This window comes from Chryseobacterium piscicola (genome assembly GCF_900156685.1).
Lineage (GTDB): Bacteria > Bacteroidota > Bacteroidia > Flavobacteriales > Weeksellaceae > Chryseobacterium > Chryseobacterium piscicola.
Map to the genome: position 1 here is coordinate 454,273 of NZ_FTOJ01000001.1, position 21,234 is coordinate 475,506.

Below are 21,234 nucleotides of genomic sequence, written 5' to 3' on the forward strand. Positions count from 1 at the left end.
ATAACAAAAAAACCCAGCTGTGAGGCTGGGTTTTGTATGTAATAAAAGTGAATTTATTAGAATCTGAAAGTTAAACTTGTAGACCATGTTCTACCAAAACCAAAATATACTTGGTTAGATTGATGAATACCTTGGTAAGTTCCTACTGCATTGTAATTAGCTAACGCTGTTGCCTGCTGCGCAGGTGTTCCAGTGAAGTTGTTTGCAGAAAGACCTGTGTGGTTATTTGTAGTAGATTCAGTAATGTAGGTAGTATCAAACAAATTGTACACATTTGCACTAATTGTTAAACTTTGTCCTCCTTTTAGATTGAATCTATAGTTGGCTCCTAAATCAAATAAATGATAATCAGGCAAACGAAGTGCTCCAAACTGAGTAGCTGGTGCGGTATAAGTTGCTGTATTTCTTGAGTTATCAAAATCATTTACGTTGAAACCAGCATAGTTTCTATCTGCATATCTCCAGTTAGCATAAAATCTTAATCCTTTTACAGGTTTTAAAATTACCGTTAATGAAGTTGTAGTTTGTGCAGCATCACCTACTTTTACACCGTCTAAAGCTAACGTAGCAATGTTACTACCTGCAGCCAAATTGATTGGGTTGTTGTTCTGGTCATAAGAAGTACTGCTTGCATTACCTTCATATTCCCAATTTCCAATTGATGCCATACCTTCTAGCTCTACGAATTGACCTAATTTGTATGATGCTTCAAATTCAACTCCTGAATGAACTTCAGTTATACCGTTAACTTCAGCATATGAAAAAGGATTTGAAACTCCATTTGCATCTATAATCGTTAAACCAGTTCTTCTTTGAAATCTGTCTGCCCAAGAAGTTCTATATAAGTTTACATTAACTCTAAGGTTTTTAGCTCTGAAACCATATCCCAATTCTGCTGAGAAGATTTTCTCGTTAGTCAAGTTCGGGTTTACAACTTGTTGGTTATTTGGATAAACTGAAGTGAAGAAAGGTTGTCTTGAATAATAACCGATATTACCAAATACATTATGGTGATCATTAATATTATAGTTAATACCTCCTTTTGCATTATAACCTATTAAATCTTTAAAGCCTGTTTTTGTATTAACAATTTGTCCTGTTGTTGCGCTTGGTTGTTTTGTAACACCATCTACAACCCAGTTTTCAATTCTTTGGAAAGATTGATTAGATATAGAACCTTGTGCAAATGCGGATATCTTGTCATTCGAATATTCTACTTGTCCGAAACCTCCGTACCATAAAACTTCACCATTGTAATTTCTACTTGCAATCTGAGAATTATCTTTAATTGCCTTTACAAAAGGATTTGCAGATGGAACTGTGCTGTATGATTGATTAACAGTGTAGAACGGTTGTTGGTTTAGGTTTTGATTTTCACGATATTCTTTATTGCCTAAGAAATTTGTAATTACGCCCGGGTGGTAACCGAAGTAATATCTACCGTCAATTCCTACAGAGAAATTCAAGTTATCGTTGATTTTATGTTGGAAATTAGATAAAATCCCATACCAGTCATGAGAGTTTACGTGTGCTCTTTGTACAAGACCATTAGATCTTGTAGCAATACCAGGTGTGGCATTTACTGGAGCATTTGTAGTATTCCCCACGGTAAAGTCTGAAACTACTTGGCCTTGATTCCATCTTACGATATCGTCCCATCTCATTTGACCGTCAGCTGTTTTTGCTACGTTGAAAACAGTTTTCCCGTTAATGCTTCCTAAGAAACCTGTTCCACCTCCTCTACCAAAAGAACCATAACCTACGGTAGATAATTTCGATTTTTCAGAAATTTTCCAATCCCAGTTGATTGACGCAATTGGTTTTGAATAGTAATTGGTGTTGGTTGAAAACTGCTGGCCATTCAAAGTTCCCCAGTTAGAGTTGTATTTTCTGTTTGGGTCGTTTGCTTTTACACCATTTAGTAAACCATCACCCATATCTAAATAGGTTGCAATAGTGTTTGTAAAGTTTTGGTTATGCCATTGAGGAGCTCCTGTAAATGTAAACTGTAAATCGTGTTTTTCATTGGGCTGATATCCTAATGCAAAATAATAGTTGTAAGATTCGAAATCTGAACCATCAATATACATTGCTCCGGCAGTTCTTCCTAATAAGAAAGATGAAGACCATCCTTTTTTTGATTTTCCTGTATTATATGCAAAAGATGTTTTTAAGTATCCGTCGTTTGCAATTCCTAAAGTCACGATTCCTTCTCTTTTTTTATCAGCAGCTTTAGTAATGAAGTTTTGAGTACCTCCTACTGACGCAATAGCTAATTTAGAAGATCCAAGACCTCTCTGAATCTGGATGTCTGAAGTAACATCTGCAAGACCAGCCCAGTTTGACCAATAAACGGCACCATTTTCCATGTCGTTTACAGGCATACCATTGATCATTACAGCGGTATTAGAATTACCAAAACCTCTAACTCTAATGTTAGCATCTCCGAAACCACCACCACCTTTGGTTACATATACTGAAGGCGTCGTGTTTAATATTTCCGGTAACTCTTGATTTCCTAATCTTTCGATTATTTGCGCTGCTTTTATGTTTGAAACAGCAACCGGAGTTTTTCTGTCTTTAGCAAGATCGGCAACACCAGTAATAACAACAGCGTCGATATCTCTCGAGCTTTCGTTTTTTACGGTATCCTGTACCTGTTGTGCATAATAAACACTAGCCGTAGATAACGTGATCAGGACGGTTAATGCTGATTTGTTGATTAATTTCATAATCGTAGTAATAGTTAGAATTAATTTGATGCAAAATTCATAAAATAATTCCTAACCATTGTTAACGCAATGTTAATTTTTAATCAGTCCAAATACTATGTAAAACATTGTTTTTCAATGTTGTGTACTCTTTTTGGATTTTAACGTGAAAAAAATCATATTATTTAGTATTTAACAAAATAGGATTGTTTTTGATAAAAATGTAATATTTTATTTAATTGCTTTTAAACTTAAATCTATATTGGCAGCCGAGTGTGTGAGGGCACCCGCAGAGATGTAAGTCACTCCGGTTGATGCAATTTCTTTTAATTGTTCTCTTGTAATTCCACCAGAAGCCTCACTTTCGCAAACTCCGTTGATCAGTTTCACGGCTTTTTTCATTGTGATAACATCCATATTATCAAGCATTATTCTATCCACTTTTGCGTTAATGGCTTCCTGTACTTCGTCTAAATTTCTGGTTTCTACTTCAATCTTTAGTTTTTTCTTGGATTTTTTCACATAGTCTTTTGCCATTTTCACGGCGTTGGTGATGCTTCCGTTGTAATCGATATGGTTATCTTTCAGCATAATCATGTCGTATAAACCATATCTGTGGTTGGTTCCTCCACCGATAGCAACGGCCCATTTTTCACATACTCTGAAATTGGGAGTTGTTTTTCTTGTGTCTAAAAGCTTTGTTTTTGACCCTACAAGCCTTGAATCCCAATCTTGAGCTAATGTTGCAATGCCACTCATTCTTTGCATGCAATTGAGAACCAGTCTTTCTGTTGAAAGAATTGATCTTGCACTTCCTGTGACAATAAATGCAATGTCACCCACTTTTGCCAACTCGCCGTCTTTGATGTAGTTTTCTATTTTAAGATTCTTATCAAAAGTTTTAAAAATAATTTCGGCCAGCTCAACACCTGCCAAAATACAGTTTTCTTTCACCAAAAGTTTGGCACTTTGATGAAGGTCTTTAGGAATTGTAGCCAAAGTAGAGTGGTCTCCATCCTGAATGTCTTCTTCTAAAGCATTTTTGATGAATTGTTTTAAAACTTTGTCGGTCGCGTAGTTTGGTCTTTTCATTATTGTAATTTTTTTAGTTCATTTTCTATCTCTTCCAATTGATGGAAGATGAGAATTGAAATTTTCTGGGAATTGTGTGTAAATCTAAAATCCAGCAGATATTTTTCATTGCTTTTCTGCAGCATAATTAAAATTTGATGAAAATTATAAATTTCAATTTGAGAATTTTAAATAATAATCAATTATGCCTGCACTAAATCTTTATTGTAAAATGCGCCTTTGTTTTGCGTCATTTCCATCGACTGAGTGATAATTAAATGGGCAACTGTCGTTAAATTTCTTAATTCAGAAAGCTGAGGCGACAAAATAGAGTAGTGGTAAATTTCGTCAACGGCAGCGGCAATTTCCTGATGTTTTTGGAGAGCCATTTTTAATCTGCTGTTGCTTCTTACAATTCCTACAAGGTTACTCATCATTTCCTGAAGCTGTTTTCTGAGATACGATACGATTACCATTTCGTCGATAATCTTCATGCCTTCCTCGTTCCATTCGGGAATGGCTTTTAAATCATCAAATTCAAAATTATTTTCTTTCAATAGTTCTATCGTTTTGATAGCTGCGTTGTGACCGAAAACCAATCCTTCCAACAAAGAATTAGAAGCCAATCTGTTTGCGCCATGAAGTCCAGAATTAGTACATTCTCCAACTGCAAATAGATTGTTTAAGGAAGATTGTCCGTCTTTATCAATATCAATTCCGCCCATTAGATAATGGCAAGCTGGAACTACGGGTATTAATTGAGTAAAAGGATCAATGCCTTCGTCTTTGCACTTTTTGTAGATATTAGGGAAATGTTCTAAGAATTTTTTCTGGTTCATTTGTCTGCAATCAAGACCTACGAATTCGTCTCCGGTAACTTTCATTTCAGCATCAATTGCTCTTGCAACGATGTCTCTGGAGGCTAATTCTTCACGCTCATCATATTTGTGCATGAATTTTTCACCTTTTTTTGTTCTCAGTTTTGCACCATCTCCACGTACAGCTTCGGAAATTAAAAACAACATTCCGTCTAGTTTGCTGAATAGCGCAGTTGGATGAAACTGATAGTACTGCATATTGCTCACTTTTCCTTTTGCACGGGCAACGAAAGCGATTCCGTCTCCAGTTGCAATAACGGGGTTTGTGGTGTTTTTGTAAACATGACCCGCTCCGCCGGTGGCAACTAAAGTGATTTTTGAGGTGATTTTTTTAATAGATTTCGATTTTTCATCTAATATATATGCGCCATAACAATTGATTTCACCCTCGTTTAATTCTTTCCCGGGAACATGGTGTTGGGTAATGATGTCTATAACATAGTGATGGTCAAGTATTTCTATGTTAGAGCTGCTTTTAGCTGTTTGCAGCAAGGCTCTTTCAATTTCAAAACCTGTAATGTCTTTGTGATGTACAATTCTGTTTTCGGTATGACCGCCTTCTCTGCCTAAGGTAAATTCACCATTTTTCATATCAAAATTGGCTCCCCATTCCACGATTTCATTAAATCTTGCAGGTGCTTCTCTTACCACCATCTCTACCACATCACGTTTGTTTTCGCCATCTCCGGCACGCATGGTGTCTTCTATATGTTTTTCGAAATTATCGTTTTTAGAATCAGTAACAACAGCCAAGCCACCCTGAGCGTATTTTGTGTTGCTTTCGTCTTCATCAGATTTAGTTACGATGATTATTTTGGCATCGGGAAATTGTTCTGAAACTTTTATAGCATAAGAAAGTCCGGAAATTCCCGAGCCAATTACTAGTACATCCGCTTTTATCATATTTTTGCTTTAAGACAATCGTCTAAAATAATTAAATAAATTTAAACAATTTTTCATTTGGTTTTCTTACCTTTTTCATGTTTTGAAATTGGTCATCATTTGATCTGTAGCCTAATGCTAAGGTTACTGTTGCTTTTTCTTTTTCAGAATCGATATTTAGAATGTTTTCAATAAGTTCTTGTTTGAAGCCTTCCATTGGGCAGGTGTCGATATTTTCAATAGCAGCGGCGTACATCAAATTGGCTAAAACGATGTAAGCTTGTTTTTCTGCCCAATTCAAAATATCATCATGCTCTAGTCTACCGAAATGTGCAGTTATGCTTTTTTTAAATAAGCTTAAATCTTCTACAGGTTGTTCTCTTACCCGAGAGATATGGTTGAAATATCCATCGAGGTAAGTTTCTTCCATTGCTTTTTTTGAAACTAAGACGATTAAGTGTGAGCAAGTGGAAATTTGGGAAGGGTTGTAGAAAGCCGGAATAAGTTTTTCTTTCATTTCTGCGCTTTCAACTACCCAAATTTTGTAGGGCTGAAGTCCCAGAGAACTTGCTGCAAGTTTTCCTGCTTCAAGTATATTTAAAAGCACATCCTGAGGAATGCGCAATTCTGGATTGAATTTTTTCACAGAATATCTTCTGCTTAAAGCTTCCAAATAATTCATAAAACAAATTTAAGAATAGAATGCGAATAAACTGTCTTTTAAACGAATTATCTATTTAGAAATTATCTAAACAAAAAAGCCGCTCCTTTTCAAGGGAACGACTTCACTAATTAAGTATGAAAAAAAATTATTCTCTGTTTTTCACCACAATCCATCCTGAGAATTTCACGGGTGTTTTGTTTTTGTTATTTTCTGTCCAGGTTACAGAATACCAATAGTTTCCGGTAGGAACTTTTCTTCCGTTCGCAGTTCCGTCCCATTTGTACTGGTTGGTTTTATCGCCTTGATGAATTTTTGCACCATATCTGTCATATACATTAAAGATAAGGTTTAGCTTGTTTCCTAAAGCCGAATAATCTATATAGTCATTCATTCCATCTGCGTTTGGAGTAATCACGTTTATGAGATTCGGAACGGTAACGACGATTTGAATTGGCTCGCACTGATAAGCATCTTTCACATAAATTGTGTATTCTCCTCGTGTAATATTTTTAAATTCGTTAGAATTTTGCCAGTTTACATTGTCTAAAGAATATTGATATGGAGGAGTGCCGCCAACAATATTTACGATGATGGAAGAATTTGAAATTTCAACATAATTTACCACTGGCTGCTCTGATGGGAAAATTTTCACGGTTTGAGTTGCCCAGCAATCTCCTGTTTTTAATTTTACCCAATAATTTCCTACTCCTATGCCGCTTATAGATTGGGTGGTTTGGCCATTGCTCCATTCGTATCCGTTAAAGCCAGGTCCGGCATTTAGAGTTGTGGTGTCTCCGAAACATATTATTTTATCTTGTAAAACGCTTGAATAGACTGGTTGAATAACTTCTAGAGTTACTTTGGCAATACTGTAGCATCCATTAGAATTTGTTACTTTAATAAAAATTACTCCCGTTGGTGCTGTATAGGCTGTGGGATTAGTGATTTCGTTGGTTCCGTTAATGGCATCGGTTAACGATGGATAATATTTTTTGGTGCTATTTGTTTGTTGGGTAACATTTGCGTTTGTCAAATTAAATAAACCAGTAGAAATATTGGTTTGAATAAAGCATGACCTCAATAATGCATCAGTTACTGTTACTGTAGGATGATGATTTAGTGTTATTTTGGCGTCGTCTACACATCCTTGTGGTGTTGTTACTTTTACGTAAACGGAAGCACCGTTGGCTGCAGGGTAAGCGGGCCAATTCATGATTTCATTGGTTCCGGCATTTAAAGCAGCTAATGTGGGATAGTAATTTTTTGTTACACCCACTATGTTTGTTACCGCAGCATTTCCTAGATTAAAAATTCCTACCCCAGCATTATTGTTATTGCACTCTGTGAGGGTAACATCTGTAGCATCAAAAGGTTGCGGATTTAAAATAATTCTAGCATCACCATTATCACATAATGTAGACGACGGATCGCTTACAACTACTGAAATATTTGTAGGTCCTGTATATTGGAAGCTGGTAGGATTGGCAATCGGAGTACCACTTCCTGTGATGTAATAGGTAATTGTATAATTTGCTGGGTTGTTTACGAATTGGTTGGCGTAAGCAGTTAAATTTACAGATCCATTTCCTGTACTTGGATTTAAGCAAACAAAGGGAGTGATGGTATTTGTGAAAATGGGAACTTTATCCACAAAAATTTTTACGTCTTTGATAGATTGTCTTGCGCTTGCGGCGCCAGTGGCAGATGAAAAGCCAAAATAACCTGTTGTCATTCCTATTGCACCTCCAGAAGGAGTGAAAGATTGATTGGTGATTAAAACGCCATCAATTCTTATCTGAATTATCCAATTGTTTACATTGCTTGGATCTGTCTCGCCATTGACCACTACATGTTTGTAATTTGTGCCTACAAATGGCAGTGTGGGGTTGAGGTCATTAGAATGAAATGTGCTGTTGGCGGTGGTGTTGTATTCTATATTTGGATTTCCTGCAGGAAGATTGTTTGTTCCGTACAATACATGTACTTTACTCATTTGTCCTTCTGTAGAGTTATTAAAAATATCAAAAGCTACCATAAGTCCGTTTGCGTTAGCGGGAATACCAAGACCTCCACCAGCGGTAAATCCGGCTGGAGGGTTTGAAAGGTACCAAAAGGTTAAACCATCCCCACGTCCGTATGCGGTAGTTCCGTTTCCGTCTATTCTAAAATCAAATTCAACTTTCCATTTGTCACAATATTTTAGATTGATAGCATTTGAAAGTTTTATAGCTCCAAATTGGCTCGTTTGGTCGGGTGTAAGTCTTATGAAATCTCCACTAACAGTTGCAGCAGATACAAGATCCCAGCCAGTAGTAACTACAGGGTTTCCTGTAAGTTGATAGGTTTGAGCTTTTGAATGATTAAACAAGAGACTTAAAGCGATACTAAAAAATAATAATAGATTTTTTTTCATGTAATTATTAATTTTTTGATTAGGTAAATGTATTAGTTTTAAGGTGTGTTGCAGTGTGTAAAATAGCTTTAAAGTATCAAATGTGTATCTTAATTGTTTAATTTATGTTTTTCCTACCAATAAAAATCACTCCTTACTGTAAGGAGTGATTTGCATGAAGAGGTTATTCTCTATTCTTTAATAATACCCAGCCGTTGTAAACTGTTTTTGTATTGTTTTTATCGTTTTCGTTCCAAGAGATAGTGTACCAATAGGTTCCTGTAGGGAGTTTTTTATTGCCTGAGGTTCCGTCCCATTTGTAGTTTCTGATTTTGTCTGCCTCAAATTTTTTGTTTCCGTATCTGTCATAAACAATGAAAATCAAGTTTTTCTTGTAAGCAAGAGCTGTATAGTCAATCACATCATTTACATTGTCTCCGTTTGGCGTGATTGCGTTAAGGATATTTGGTACTGTAACCTGCACTTCTATTGGCAGGCAGTTATAAGAATCTTTTACATAAATTTTGTTTTCGCCCCTTGGTAAGCCTGTGAAAACATTAGAGTTTTGCCAAGTCGTCCCATTTAAGGAATATTGATAAGCGGGAGTTCCGCCAGATACATTTACGGTAATTGTATTGTTTTTAATATCTAAGCTTGAGATAACCGGGTTTCCGGCTGCCCTTACCCTTACGGTTTGTAAAGTAAAGCAATTTCCTGTTTTTAATCTTACCCAATAGGTGCCTACGGATACACCTGTGATAGATTGCGTTGTTGCGCCTGTGCTCCATTCGTAGCTTGCAAATCCAGGTCCTGCATCTAATGTCGTTCTATCTTCAATACAAATAATTTTGTCTTTTAAAACAGAAGATCTTGTTGGTGGTATTACAGAAAGGGTAATTTTTCTAATAACATAACAAGCGTTTGTACCTGTAATTTTCACATAAACAATGGCACTTGGAGACACATAAACTGCAGGGTTTGCAATGGGGTTTGTGTTATTAAGAGCATTGTCTAATGTAGAATAATAAATCTTTGTAATTCCTAAATCGTTTGAAACATTTGCTGAGGTGAGGTTAAATGATCCTGTCATTCCTATTTCTTCTATAAAACAAGATTGCAAAGATGCATCTGTAGCTGTAGGAAGAGGTGAAAAGCTTAATGTGATTTCTGCATTACCGGTACAGCCTTGTGGTGTAGTCACCTTTACATAAACCTTTCCTGGGGCTGAAACATAAGCTGTAGGATTAGTAATTTCGTTTGTACCTGCGGTAAGATCTGCTAAGGTTTTGTAATATTTCTTAGTTGCTCCAGGAGTTGAAGACACCGCTGCTAGAGTAAGGTTAAATGTAGCTGTGGTGGCATAATTGTCATTACATGTAGAAAGCGTGACATTGGTGGCTGTAAAAGCACCAAGTGTAAGTTGAATTTTTCCGTCCGGATTATCACAAAGAAGTCCAGAATTATCTTTAACAAATACATTAATAGTTGTATTTGCGTTATATTGAAAATTGGTAGGATTTGCTATTGGGGTAGGGTTACCTTGTACGTAATATGTAAATGTATAATTTGCAGGATTTGCTACAAATTGGTTATTGAAAGAGGTAAGGTTTACTGTGCCTAATCCTGTAGATGGATTTGGGCAGGTTGATTGATTAATTGTGCTCTGTAAAATAGGAATTTTTTCAGTATAGATTTTCACATTTTTTATAGAATGTCTTGCGCTTGCAGCTCCTGTAGAAGCTGAAAACCCGAAATATCCGGTTGTCATACCCATTGCTCCACCAGAAGGTGCGAAAGTTTGGTTAACAACTGTTACATTATCTAGTTTGATCTGAATGACCCAGTTGTTGGGGTTGGTTGCACTTACTTCGCCCAGCACCTCTACATGCTTGTAAGTAGCACCTACAAAAGGTTGTGTAGCAATAAGATCAGGGGTGTGATATGTGCTTCCAGGCGTGTTATTGAACTCAATATTGCTTCCCGCGGTATTGTTTGTTCCGTATAAAACGTGAATTTTACTCATTTGACCTTCTGTACTATTGTTGAAGATATCAAAACCAACCATCAAACCATTCGAGTTGGCTGGGATTCCCAATCCACCACCACTTGTGTAAGAAGCTGGAGGATTATTTAAATACCAAAAAGCAAAGCCGTCTCCATTGCCATAAGCAGGAGTACCTGTGCCGTCAATACGAAAATCGAATTCAACTCTCCATTTATCGCAATATTTTAAATTAATGGGAGCGTTTAGTTTAATTCCTCCTACTTGACCTGTTTGATTGGCTGTTAGCTGTATGAAATCTCCACTTACAGATGCAGAAGGCACAATATCCCAGCCTGTAGTTACTACGGGGTTTCCAACTAGCTGATATGTCTGGGATTTTAATAAAGCACTAAAACAAAAAAGAAAAAGCGCAATACAAGATAATAGATTTTTATTCATTTACCAGAGAACTTTAGATTTAAGTGGCAAAGGTATAAATAAAAACGATATGTAATGGAAATATTATATTAATATTGTAAAAATAACTGATTATATTTCAATAAAAAGTGTGAATGATAGCGAATTGAATAAAGATTTTAAGATTGTTTTGAAATAATTAGAAATAAGAATATTTAGATTTTTACCTGCATATTTTATGATAAGAATGTGTTTAAATTTAAAACAAAGAATTATTCTGAATGCTCTCAAAATAGCCATCCGCTTCAAGATTTTCACTAGCTGCAGCTGCTACAGCGAGTTTGTCGCAAAGTTCATTTTCGAAATGCCCTGCATGTCCTTTTATCCAATGGAATTTAGGATTATGAAGTTGAAAAAGAGGAATGAATCTTTTCCATAAATCGGGATTTTTCACGTTTTTCCAGCTTCTTTTTACCCAGCCTGCAATCCAATTTTGGTTTACAGCATCAGATACATATTTGCTGTCTGTAAAAACATGAATATCATTTTGGTCAGATTTTAGTTTTTCTAAAGCAACGATTACTGCCAAAAGTTCCATTCTGTTGTTGGTGGTTTTTTTGAATCCTTTAGAAAAAGTTTTCTGAAAATTCTTCTCAGGTACACGCATTAGAATTCCATAGCCTCCTTTGCCCGGGTTTCCGCTGCATGCACCGTCAGTATATATTTCAATTCTCATTTTTAGTTAAGGTTAATGATAAGGTGTAGTTAAAAGAAACCCTGAAGATTTATCAAAATACATAAATTAATTTTCAAGACTATATTTTTACGAATTTTAAAAAACTTAGTTTTTATTTCTGTCGTAGATATTAAAAAGGAAAATCTTCCTCGTCATCCAAATCATTCATAGACGATCCAGAAAGTTTAGAACTGTTTGGTAAATCAAATGCGGCTCCTGGTTGAATGGTTGTTTTAATTTTTTCAAAACCACTTGGTTCACTCTTGAATCCTCCACCAAAATTGTTGTCGAATGCAGCTTCCACATTGTCAAACTTCGCAAAATGCTTTAAGAATGACAATCTTACATCGGCAGTTGCACCATTTCTGTGTTTTGCAATGATAAGCTCTGCCTGATTTTCGGTTGATGTTTCTGCGCCTTCTTCGTCATTATCCCAAGTTGTAATTTTATAATATTCTGGTCTGAAAATAAAGGAAACGATATCTGCATCTTGCTCAATCGCTCCAGATTCCCTAAGATCCGAGAGTTGGGGCCTTTTACCGGGGCGGGTTTCCACACTTCTTGAAAGCTGGGAAAGAGCTATTACCGGAACGTTTAATTCTTTAGCAATTGCTTTTAGAGATCTAGAAATCATGGAGATTTCCTGTTCGCGATTTCCAGAACCTTTTCCGCTTCCACCGCCAGCAGTCATCAACTGAAGGTAATCCACCATGATTAATCTTACACCATGCTGCATTACCAGTCTTCTGCATTTTGCACGAAAATCGAATATTGAAAGTGAAGGTGTTTCATCAATAAAAAGTGGTGCATTTTCAAGCTCAGAAACATTAGAAAACAGTCTTTGCCATTCGTCGTCTTCTAAAGTTCCTTTTCGTAATTTTTCAGATGAAATTTTGGTTTCCGAGGCAATCATTCTTGTGATGAGCTGTACGGATGCCATTTCCAGAGAGAATAGAACCATTGGGATTTTGTGACCTACTGCAATATTTCTTGCCATTGATAAAAGGAATGCTGTTTTACCCATTGCTGGACGAGCAGCAATTATAATGAGGTCAGAATTTTGCCAGCCTCCAGTTTCTTTATCAATATCTCTGAAGCCCGACGGCACACCAGAAAGCCCCTCTTTATCTTTTAAAGATTTTATGGTTTCAATGGCTTGTTTTACCAAAGAGTTTGCAGTGTCGAAACCTTTTTTTATGGTTCCGTTGGTAATCTCAAAGAATGACTGTTCTGCTTTATCTAAAAGTTCAAAAACGTCTGTTGATTCTTTGTACGAAGAGTCGATTACATTGGCAGATACGTTGATGAGGCTTCTCAAAATATATTTTTCGAGAATTACCCTTACGTGATATTCAATATGTGCACTAGAGCTTACACCCATCGTAAGTTCAATAATATAATGATCACCACCTGCAAGATTCAGTTTTTCTTCTTTTTTAAGTTCCTGAATAATGGTCATAATATCAACCGGATGGTTAGCTTCATACAGTTTAAGTATTATTCTAAAAATGACTTGATGTCTCGGGTCGTAAAAAACTTCGGGCGTTAAAAGGTCAATAGAATGATCTAAACCTTTTTTATCGATTAGAAAAGTACCGATTACCAATCGCTCAAATTCTACTGCATTGGGAGGCATTTTTCCATCTGAAATGGAAAGCTCTCTGGCAAAGTTGCCTTGGGTAAGTGATGATAATGTTTCTTTCTGCGCCATAGTGCAAAGATAAATTTTTTAAAAAAGAAATAATAAATACTAACTAACAATTTGTTGGGATAATTTTGAAAACGCCGATAGTTGCTGTGTTTTTGTTGTTAATAAAAAAACACCTTCAATTTTTTGAAGGTGTTTTGTGAATTTATTTGATAGAGCTTATTCTCTGTTTTTTACAAGAATCCAACCGCTGTATTTCATCTCGGTTTTATTTTTGTCGTCTTCGGTCCATGTGATAGTGTACCAATATGTACCAGTCTGAATTTTTTTACCTCCTGAAGTTCCGTCCCATGAATAGTTTCGGATTTTGTCTCCTACATAAATTTTATTTCCATATCTATTGTAAACTGTAAAGACTAAATTCTTTTTGTATGATAGTGCAGAATAGTCTACGGCATCATTCATATTATCACCATTTGGAGTGATGGCATTTACTAGATTAGGTACCGTTACAGTAACTTGTACAGGATCACAATCATAAGAGTCATTTACGTAAACTGTATTTTCGCCCCTAGGTAATCCTGAGAAAACATTAGAAGCCTGCCAATTGATCCCATTAATGGAGTATTGGTATCCTGGTGTTCCACCGTTAGCAGTTATGGTAACAGAATTATTAGTAATATCAACGGTTGAAATTATAGGCTGATTGCTAGGATAAACATTTACATTCTGAATAGTAAAACATTTACCTGTCTGAAGTTTTACCCAATAAGTACCAACTGCTACTCCTGTGATGATTTGTGTTTTTGCACCGGTACTCCATTCATAGCTTAGGAAGCCTGCTCCGGCATCTAAAGTAGTTCTGTCTTCCATGCAAATTGTTTTGTCTTTAAGGACAGTAGATTTTACTGGAGGAAGAACAATTAAAGTGATTTTTGCAATTGCCCAACATTCATTTGTGTTGGTTACTCTTACATATACCTCTCTGCTTGTCGTGATATAGTTTGTAGGGTTTGGAATCGGACTTGTTTGTGCTGTAGCATTAGCTAGAGTGGTGTAGAAAAGTTTTGTGATTCCTGTTTGTGATGTTACTGTAGCTGTTGTTAAATCAAAAGCAGCAGTGGTAGGTGCAAGTTCTATGTAGCAAGATTCTAATGTAGCTGGGTTTACTATAACAACAGGATAGAAACTCAATGCAATGGTAGCATCATCTGTACAGCCTTCAAAAGAAGTTACTTTTACATAAACTGTTTTTGGTGCAGACACGTAAGCTGTAGGATTCATTATTTGGTTTGTATTGGCATTCATATCTGCCAAAGATGGGTAGTATTTTTTTATAGATCCAGGATCATTAAATACTGTTGCAAGTGTAAGATTGAATGTTGCTGTACCTGCGCCATTATTATTACATGCCGTTAAAGTAGCATCTGAAGCTACAATATTTCCCTGCTTAAATTTAAATCTACCCGTAACAAAGCAACTGTTGATAGGGTTATTCGGGTTTGCGGGATCTTGGTATTTTAGTCTATAATAATAGATTGTTGTACCATTTACTAAAGTTGTAGTAAGTGGGTTGTCTCCAGTAATTGCATCATTTACGGTGTTGTGATAGGTTACATTAAAATTTTGATTTCCATTTAGAATACCTGCGCTCAAAGTAGTGAAATCAAACTGCATAGGCAATGCACATTTCAAGATTTCGTTTGGTAATGTAGGGTCTGTTGCATTTGGCACTCCAGGAGTAATAAATGGAAAAGGAGTTAATGCAGGATTGTTAAATGGAGATGAAAGCTGTGCTGTGCCTTCCCAGATTAAAGAGAATCCGCTATTTGCAGTACTGCTAAAATTATCTACAATTAAATAATATGTTTCACCGGCAATTACATCGAGATTAGCTTCAAAATAATTTGATCCCGAATCTGATAATTCCAATCCGGTATTTCCTGTTGGACTTGCACCCGCATAGTTACATCTGATAGGAGCTCCCAAATTGGCACATGTCGCATTGGCAGCGTAAACAGCAAAATCGTAATCTGTACTGTTATTCACAGCATCAATAGTAAAAGCTAAAGTTCCACTTGTAGAAGCGGTAAAGCTATACCAAGTAGAAAAATGTTCGTCATTAATTAAGCATCCTCCAAGATCTTCTAGGGTTGAGCCTGGTCCACTTGGTGTATAAGATAGAGTTGAATTTCCACAAACGGGTATTGCAGAACTACAATCAGACTGGGAGTAAAGTAATTGTGAAGATATTAAAATAAAAAGGAGTAGTATTTTTTTCATTTTAAATTAATTTAAACAAAGTTAAATAAAATAATTGTCAATTTATATCATTGATTGTATAAAACAAAAGCTGCACAAAATATGCAGCTTTTATTAGTAGAATATATAATTATTCTCTGTTTTTTACCATTACCCACCCGGAGAATTTAATTGGGGTACTGTTTTTATTGTTTTCGTTCCATGTTACGGAATACCAATAGGTGCCTGTAGAAACTTTTTTGCCAGCAATGGTTCCGTCCCATTTATACTGGTTGTTTTTATCAGCCTGATGTATTTTCGTTCCGTATCTATCAAATATATTCAAAACTAAATTCTTTTTATTAGAAAGAGCAGAATAATCTATTACATCATTTACACCGTCTCCGTTTGGAGTAATCACGTTGATAATGTTTGGAACTACGATATCCACAACAATAGGATCACAGTCATAAGCATCTTTTACATAAACGGTATGGTCACCTCTATTTAAGTTTAAGAATATATTTGAATCTTGCCAGTTGATATTATCTAGAGAATAGCTATATGCAGGCGTTCCTCCGATTGCGAAAACTGTTACAGTATTGTTTGATATTTCAATATTAGAAACAACAGGCTGTTCTGAAGGGAAAACTTTTACGGTTTGTTTTGCCCAACAATCTCCAGTTTTTAATTTTACCCAATACGTTCCTACAGAAATATTAGATACAGTTTGTGTAGTTGCTCCAGTACTCCATTCATAACCACTAAATCCTGGTCCTGCATCTAGAGTAGTACGGTCTTCCATACAGATTACTTTATCAACCAATACTGTAGAATATACGGGAGGAATTACCTCGAGAGTTACTTTTGCTACCGCATAGCAATTGTTTCCGTTCATTACTCTCACATACACTACTCCTGTTGGTGCGATATAAGGGTTTGTATTTAAAATTTCATTAGTCTGGTTAATAGCATCAGTTTCAGAAGGGTAGTATTTTTTAGTAACACCTGTTTGGGAAGTAACTAAGGCTGCAGTAAGATTAAAACTTGCCATAGATGAGTTTCCTTCGATAAAGCAAGACCTTAGAGAAGCTTGGTTTACAACCACAACAGGAAAGAAGGTGAGTTTGATTTCTGCTATATCAGTACATCCAAAAGGCGAAGTTCCAAGTACAAAAACAGAACCTCCACCAGATAGGTATTGATATATATTTGTAATCTGGTTTGTATTATTGTTAAGGTCAAACATTGAAGGATAATATTTCAATGTAATAGTTGTGTCTGTGGTTACAACAGCATCTGTAAGATTAAATATGGCTGTGCCAGTATTGTTATTATTACATTGTGTGAGTGTTTGATCTGTAAGAGTAAAAGCACCGTTTTTAAACTTAAAATTGCCAGTTATCGCACATTTGTTGACTGGGTCATTCGGATTAGTCGGATTGGTGTATTGTATACTGTAATAATAGGTGTCTGTAGTATTTACAGGAATAGGAGCTGTGATAGCATTTTGATTGCTAAGCATATCATTCGTATTCTTATAATATTTTACTGCAAAATTGGGGTTGCCATTAATGATTCCTGTAGATAATGTACTGAAATTAAAAACTGCAGGGTTTGTACAAACAACTACTTCGTTTGGTCCACCATTCGGGCTTGTAAGTCCAGGTGCAATGAAAGGATTGGGTACTAGAGTAGAGTTAAAAGGCGATGCAAGCGTTGCTGTTCCACTCCATGTTAAACTAAAACCGTTAGCAGATTTACTAAAGTTATCTACTACTAAATAATAAGTTTCACCTGGTAATACATCTAGATATTGACTCCAATAACCAGTGTAGGGAGGCGTGAGCGCCAGACCGGTAACTCCCGCAGGGTTTGATCCTGCGTAATTACATCTAATAGGCGCACCAAAGTTAGCACATGTTTTATTAGGCCCGTAAACTCCAAAATCATAGTCATCTGGTAAGTTATTCGATGTTATAGTAAATCCTAAAGTTCCTGCTGTGCCAATGGTAAAACTGTACCAAACAGAATAGTGCTCGTCAGTAGAAAGACAGCCACCAAGATCTTCTAGTATATCACCAGGACCAGATGGCGTGTACGAAATATTTGAATTTCCGCATAAAGCAATTGCTGTAGGGCAGTCTGATTGCGCAAAAAACAGATGCGACAGAAATATGAAGAGAATGAGTAGAGTTTTTTTCATACTAAAAAATTTATAACAAATATAATAAATTATTAAATAGAAACTGATTATTTGATGATAATTAATTAAAAACGAGAAAAAACAATTAATATTGCATTTTTCTCAACTTAAAATTGGTACTTCCTACCATTAAGGCAATTAATACAGTAAGACTTCCGCCAATTACTACAGACCGTACTGCACCGAGAAATTTTGCAGCAACTCCGCTCTCAAACTGCCCCATTTCGTTGCTAGACATGATGAATATAGAGTTTACACTTAAAACTCGTCCTCTGATGTGATCTGGAGTTTTCAATTGTACAATAGTTCCTCGAATAACTACTGAAATGCCATCCAACATTCCACTCATGACTAAAAACAAGAATGAAAGCCAATAATAATTTGAAAGACCGAAGCCAATTATACAAATTCCGAATCCTGCTACTGCAACCAATAATATTTTGCCTTGATTTTTTCTTAAAGGAAACAATGCCAATGTTGTTATAATAATCATTGAGCCAATATCCGATGCAGCATTAAGTAGTCCTAAACCGTCAGCACCAGATTTCAAAATATCTGTAGCGAATACAGGGATCATAGCTACCGCTCCTCCAAAAAGTACCGCAAACATATCTAGATATAAAGCACCCAGTATTTCTTTGGTTTTATAAATGAAAGAAACTCCCTCCTTTATACTTTCTATTACCTTTATATCTCCTTTTTTAGGCTCAGGAAACTGTTTGTTGAGTTGCCAAAAAAATAGAGAAGAGATGATAATAAGTATAACCACTACCATCACAGTCCATTTTATTCCGTAAAATTCTATTAAAAATCCACCTGCAGCATGTCCGCAAACAGACGATATCAAGAATGTAGCTTGGTTAAGCGTAATTGCACTTGGGAGGTTAATTTGATTTACAATTTTTGGGATCATTGATGGAACAATCGGCCCAATAAAGGCTCTAGCAATACCCGTAAAAAAAATAACAGCATATATAAAATAGGTAATCTGATTACCGCTAAAATCTAGTTCAATATTGTAAAATGCAGGAATCAGCAAAAGCCCAATCAAAAAAACATAGGCGTAAGTACAGATAAGTAGTAGTTTTTTCTTCTCTCTGGTGTCAATTACATGTCCTGCGTACAATGCACAGCTTACAGCAGGAATCACTTCAGAAAGTCCGATAAGCCCGATTGAGAAAGGGTCTTTTGTGAGCTGATAAACCCACCATCCTAGTAATGTTGCAAGCATTCTGAATGCTAAAATGATAAAAAATCTTCCTGTAAGAAGATTTCTAAATTCGCCATTTTTCAAGGTTTGTAGCGGAGAAAGTGAAATCATGTACAAAAATAGCTCTAAAAATTTATTTAGAGCTATTTATATTTTATTTTAAGCTAAAATTAAGCTTGAATTTAGTTTTTGTCTGCTCTCATTGAGCTGAGTACAATTGCGGCAGTAGCAGCAGCGCCTATTACGATTGCGCCCGTACTTACTCTGGCTTTAGAGCGGTCTTTTACAGATTCTATATTGCTTTTTGGGATTTTAATTTCTGTACTGTCTTTTTTACCTTTCATTCCGATGATATTTTCGCCAACGATATTCTTGAATAGGATGGTTTCTTTTGCAGAACCATCTTTTTTATTTACGGTATAAATTTTCCCGGCTTGAAGATTTGAGTAATTGTTTTGAGAAATATCTTCCGAATAATTTGTTGTAGCGCAAGACGAAATCACGAATAACGAAGTCAGTAAGGAAGATTTTAATAGTACAGATGCTCTCATTATAATTTTTTAGTTTTTCAAATTTATAATTTTTTTTGAATATATCTTTTGGGAATTTAAAAAAATGTGTCTATACTTTGTAAATTTCAATTAAATCTGCCAATTTTCTGTCATTAGCAAGTCTTGGTGTTTTGTTTTGGCCTCCCAATTTCCCTTGAGATTTTGCATATTCATTGAAGGCATTTTTTTTCAATCTCGAAATTTTTAATTTTTGAAGAATGTTTCCAGAAATTAAATCATCATAATAGGTGTTTCTATTTCTCAGTTGAATATCGAGTTCTTCTTTAAATTGATTTAAATCTTGTGGTTCTTGTTCAAATTCTATAAACCATTCATGATAAGGTAGTTCTTCTTCCGCATTCACCTGAGGCGCAAGATGAAATTCGGTGATTTTTGCAGGAAATTTCTCAACCGTAGCTTTCATTGCTTCTTCTACTTCAAAAGCAATAACGTGCTCACCAAAAGCTGATGTGAAATGCTTTGTTCTTCCGCTTACCAAAACTCGATAAGGATTTTTATCTATAAACCTCACTACATCACCAATAGAGTAAGCCCAAAGGCCAGAGTTGGTGGTTAAAATTAAAGCATAATCTTTATTTAATTCCACATCTTTTAAAGTAAGTCTTTCGGCGTCTGGCTTTCCAAATTGTTCTAATGGAATAAATTCATAGAAAATACCATGGTTGGTTAAAAGCAGAAGACCTTCTTTTGTATAGTCGTCTTGAAAAGCAAAAAAACCTTCAGAAGCGGGAAAAGTCTGCACGATATCTACTTTTTCACCAAGAAGATATTCCATTTTATCTTTATAAGGTTCGTAGTTTACTCCACCTGTCACAATGAGTTGAAGATTAGGAAACAGTTGTTTGATTTTTTTGCCGTGTTTTTCAGTCAGTTTTTCGAAATACATAATTAGCCACGGTGGAATTCCGGAAATCAAAGTCATATTTTCATGCTCTGTTTCTTTTACTATTTTATCTACTTTGGTTTCCCAGTCGTCAATCAAATTCGTTTCCCAGCTAGGTAATCTGTTTTTTTGAAGATATTTGGGGATGTGATGAGCAACAATTCCTGAAAGTCGCCCTGTTTTAATACCATAAACTTCTTCTAATTCTGGGCTTCCCTGTAGGAAAATCATTTTACCAGTGACGAAATCGGCATTATATTTTTTAGCAATATAATGGAATAAAGCACTCTGCGCACCTTTTACCTGAAAAGGCATTGCTTCTTTTGAAATAGGAATGTATTTTGAGCCGGAAGTAGTACCAGATGTTTTAGCAAAATACTCCGGTGTGCCTATCCAAAGAATGTCTCGTTGCCCTTTTTTTACTTTTTCAATATAAAATTTTAGATCTTCATAATCATTAATCTTTACTTTTTCCTGAAAATCTTTAACGGTTTTTATGTTTTCAAAGTCGTGGCTGCGCCCGAAAAGCGTCTTTTCGGCAGTTTTTACAAGGGTTAATAATAATTCTTCCTGCAATCTTTCGGCCTTGTTTTTAAAATTTTTAGTTTGTAAAACGTGACGTTTTGCCCAAGCCAAAGCAATATTTTTCTTCAAGAAATTTAGCATGCCTCAAATTTATAAATAATGCAATAATTTTTGAATATTTTATTTCAACAAAAAGCCGAAGATTTTTCTCCGG

The 21,234-nt window shown here is 35.7% G+C and carries 13 protein-coding genes; all 13 read right to left on the reverse strand.

The genetic code is table 11. The annotated features are described in order from the left end of the window. Positions 1-56: 56 nt before the first annotated feature. Positions 57-2,732, reverse strand: coding sequence for a TonB-dependent receptor (locus tag BW939_RS02185; protein WP_076449341.1), 2,676 nt, complete (start codon positions 2,730-2,732; stop codon positions 57-59). A 210-nt stretch (positions 2,733-2,942) separates the two neighbouring features. Further along, the gene (nadC, locus tag BW939_RS02190; protein ID WP_076449343.1) at positions 2,943-3,803 is read right to left on the reverse strand and encodes a carboxylating nicotinate-nucleotide diphosphorylase; all 861 of its coding nucleotides are present in this window, start codon (positions 3,801-3,803) and stop codon (positions 2,943-2,945) included. 182 nt (positions 3,804-3,985) lie between these two features. Continuing rightward, the gene (gene nadB / locus BW939_RS02195; protein ID WP_076449344.1) at positions 3,986-5,563 is read right to left on the reverse strand and encodes an L-aspartate oxidase; all 1,578 of its coding nucleotides are present in this window, start codon (positions 5,561-5,563) and stop codon (positions 3,986-3,988) included. A 31-nt stretch (positions 5,564-5,594) separates the two neighbouring features. Next, positions 5,595-6,224, reverse strand: a complete 630-nt coding sequence (locus BW939_RS02200; protein WP_076449346.1) for an NAD(P)H-dependent oxidoreductase — start codon at positions 6,222-6,224, stop codon at positions 5,595-5,597. A 127-nt stretch (positions 6,225-6,351) separates the two neighbouring features. Next, positions 6,352-8,619, reverse strand: a complete 2,268-nt coding sequence (locus BW939_RS02205) for a T9SS type B sorting domain-containing protein (protein ID WP_076449348.1) — start codon at positions 8,617-8,619, stop codon at positions 6,352-6,354. Between the two features lie 163 nt (positions 8,620-8,782). Further along, positions 8,783-11,041, reverse strand: coding sequence for a T9SS type B sorting domain-containing protein (locus tag BW939_RS02210; RefSeq protein WP_076449350.1), 2,259 nt, complete (start codon positions 11,039-11,041; stop codon positions 8,783-8,785). Positions 11,042-11,258: 217 nt separating this feature from the next. Continuing rightward, on the reverse strand, positions 11,259-11,735 hold the full coding sequence (gene rnhA, locus BW939_RS02215; protein WP_076449352.1) for a ribonuclease HI: 477 nt from the start codon (positions 11,733-11,735) through the stop codon (positions 11,259-11,261). A gap of 130 nt (positions 11,736-11,865) precedes the next feature. After that, positions 11,866-13,446, reverse strand: coding sequence for a replicative DNA helicase (gene dnaB / locus BW939_RS02220; RefSeq protein WP_076449354.1), 1,581 nt, complete (start codon positions 13,444-13,446; stop codon positions 11,866-11,868). 156 nt (positions 13,447-13,602) lie between these two features. Further along, positions 13,603-15,666 carry a T9SS type B sorting domain-containing protein gene (locus BW939_RS02225; RefSeq protein WP_076449355.1) on the reverse strand — a complete coding sequence of 688 codons (2,064 nt, stop codon included), beginning with the start codon at positions 15,664-15,666 and terminating at the stop codon, positions 13,603-13,605. A 109-nt stretch (positions 15,667-15,775) separates the two neighbouring features. Beyond that, positions 15,776-17,830, reverse strand: a complete 2,055-nt coding sequence (locus BW939_RS02230) for a T9SS type B sorting domain-containing protein (RefSeq protein WP_076449356.1) — start codon at positions 17,828-17,830, stop codon at positions 15,776-15,778. An 85-nt stretch (positions 17,831-17,915) separates the two neighbouring features. Further along, positions 17,916-19,151: an MFS transporter gene (locus BW939_RS02235; protein WP_076449357.1), complete on the reverse strand. Its 1,236-nt coding sequence runs from the start codon at positions 19,149-19,151 to the stop codon at positions 17,916-17,918. Between the two features lie 71 nt (positions 19,152-19,222). Continuing rightward, complete coding sequence (locus BW939_RS02240; protein WP_076449358.1) at positions 19,223-19,591, reverse strand: hypothetical protein; 369 nt, start codon at positions 19,589-19,591, stop codon at positions 19,223-19,225. Positions 19,592-19,661: 70 nt separating this feature from the next. Next, entirely contained in the window at positions 19,662-21,161 is a 1,500-nt protein-coding gene (locus BW939_RS02245) for a GH3 auxin-responsive promoter family protein (RefSeq protein WP_076449359.1), read from the reverse strand. Between the last annotated feature and the right edge of the window lie 73 nt (positions 21,162-21,234).

Coding starts and splice junctions, on each gene's coding strand:
- BW939_RS02185 (WP_076449341.1), bottom strand. CDS start 2,732: ATGAAATTAATCAACAAATCAGCATTAACCGTCCTGATCACGTTATCT.
- nadC (WP_076449343.1), bottom strand. CDS start 3,803: ATGAAAAGACCAAACTACGCGACCGACAAAGTTTTAAAACAATTCATC.
- nadB (WP_076449344.1), bottom strand. CDS start 5,563: ATGATAAAAGCGGATGTACTAGTAATTGGCTCGGGAATTTCCGGACTT.
- BW939_RS02200 (WP_076449346.1), bottom strand. CDS start 6,224: ATGAATTATTTGGAAGCTTTAAGCAGAAGATATTCTGTGAAAAAATTC.
- BW939_RS02205 (WP_076449348.1), bottom strand. CDS start 8,619: ATGAAAAAAAATCTATTATTATTTTTTAGTATCGCTTTAAGTCTCTTG.
- BW939_RS02210 (WP_076449350.1), bottom strand. CDS start 11,041: ATGAATAAAAATCTATTATCTTGTATTGCGCTTTTTCTTTTTTGTTTT.
- rnhA (WP_076449352.1), bottom strand. CDS start 11,735: ATGAGAATTGAAATATATACTGACGGTGCATGCAGCGGAAACCCGGGC.
- dnaB (WP_076449354.1), bottom strand. CDS start 13,446: ATGGCGCAGAAAGAAACATTATCATCACTTACCCAAGGCAACTTTGCC.
- BW939_RS02225 (WP_076449355.1), bottom strand. CDS start 15,666: ATGAAAAAAATACTACTCCTTTTTATTTTAATATCTTCACAATTACTT.
- BW939_RS02230 (WP_076449356.1), bottom strand. CDS start 17,830: ATGAAAAAAACTCTACTCATTCTCTTCATATTTCTGTCGCATCTGTTT.
- BW939_RS02235 (WP_076449357.1), bottom strand. CDS start 19,151: ATGATTTCACTTTCTCCGCTACAAACCTTGAAAAATGGCGAATTTAGA.
- BW939_RS02240 (WP_076449358.1), bottom strand. CDS start 19,591: ATGAGAGCATCTGTACTATTAAAATCTTCCTTACTGACTTCGTTATTC.
- BW939_RS02245 (WP_076449359.1), bottom strand. CDS start 21,161: ATGCTAAATTTCTTGAAGAAAAATATTGCTTTGGCTTGGGCAAAACGT.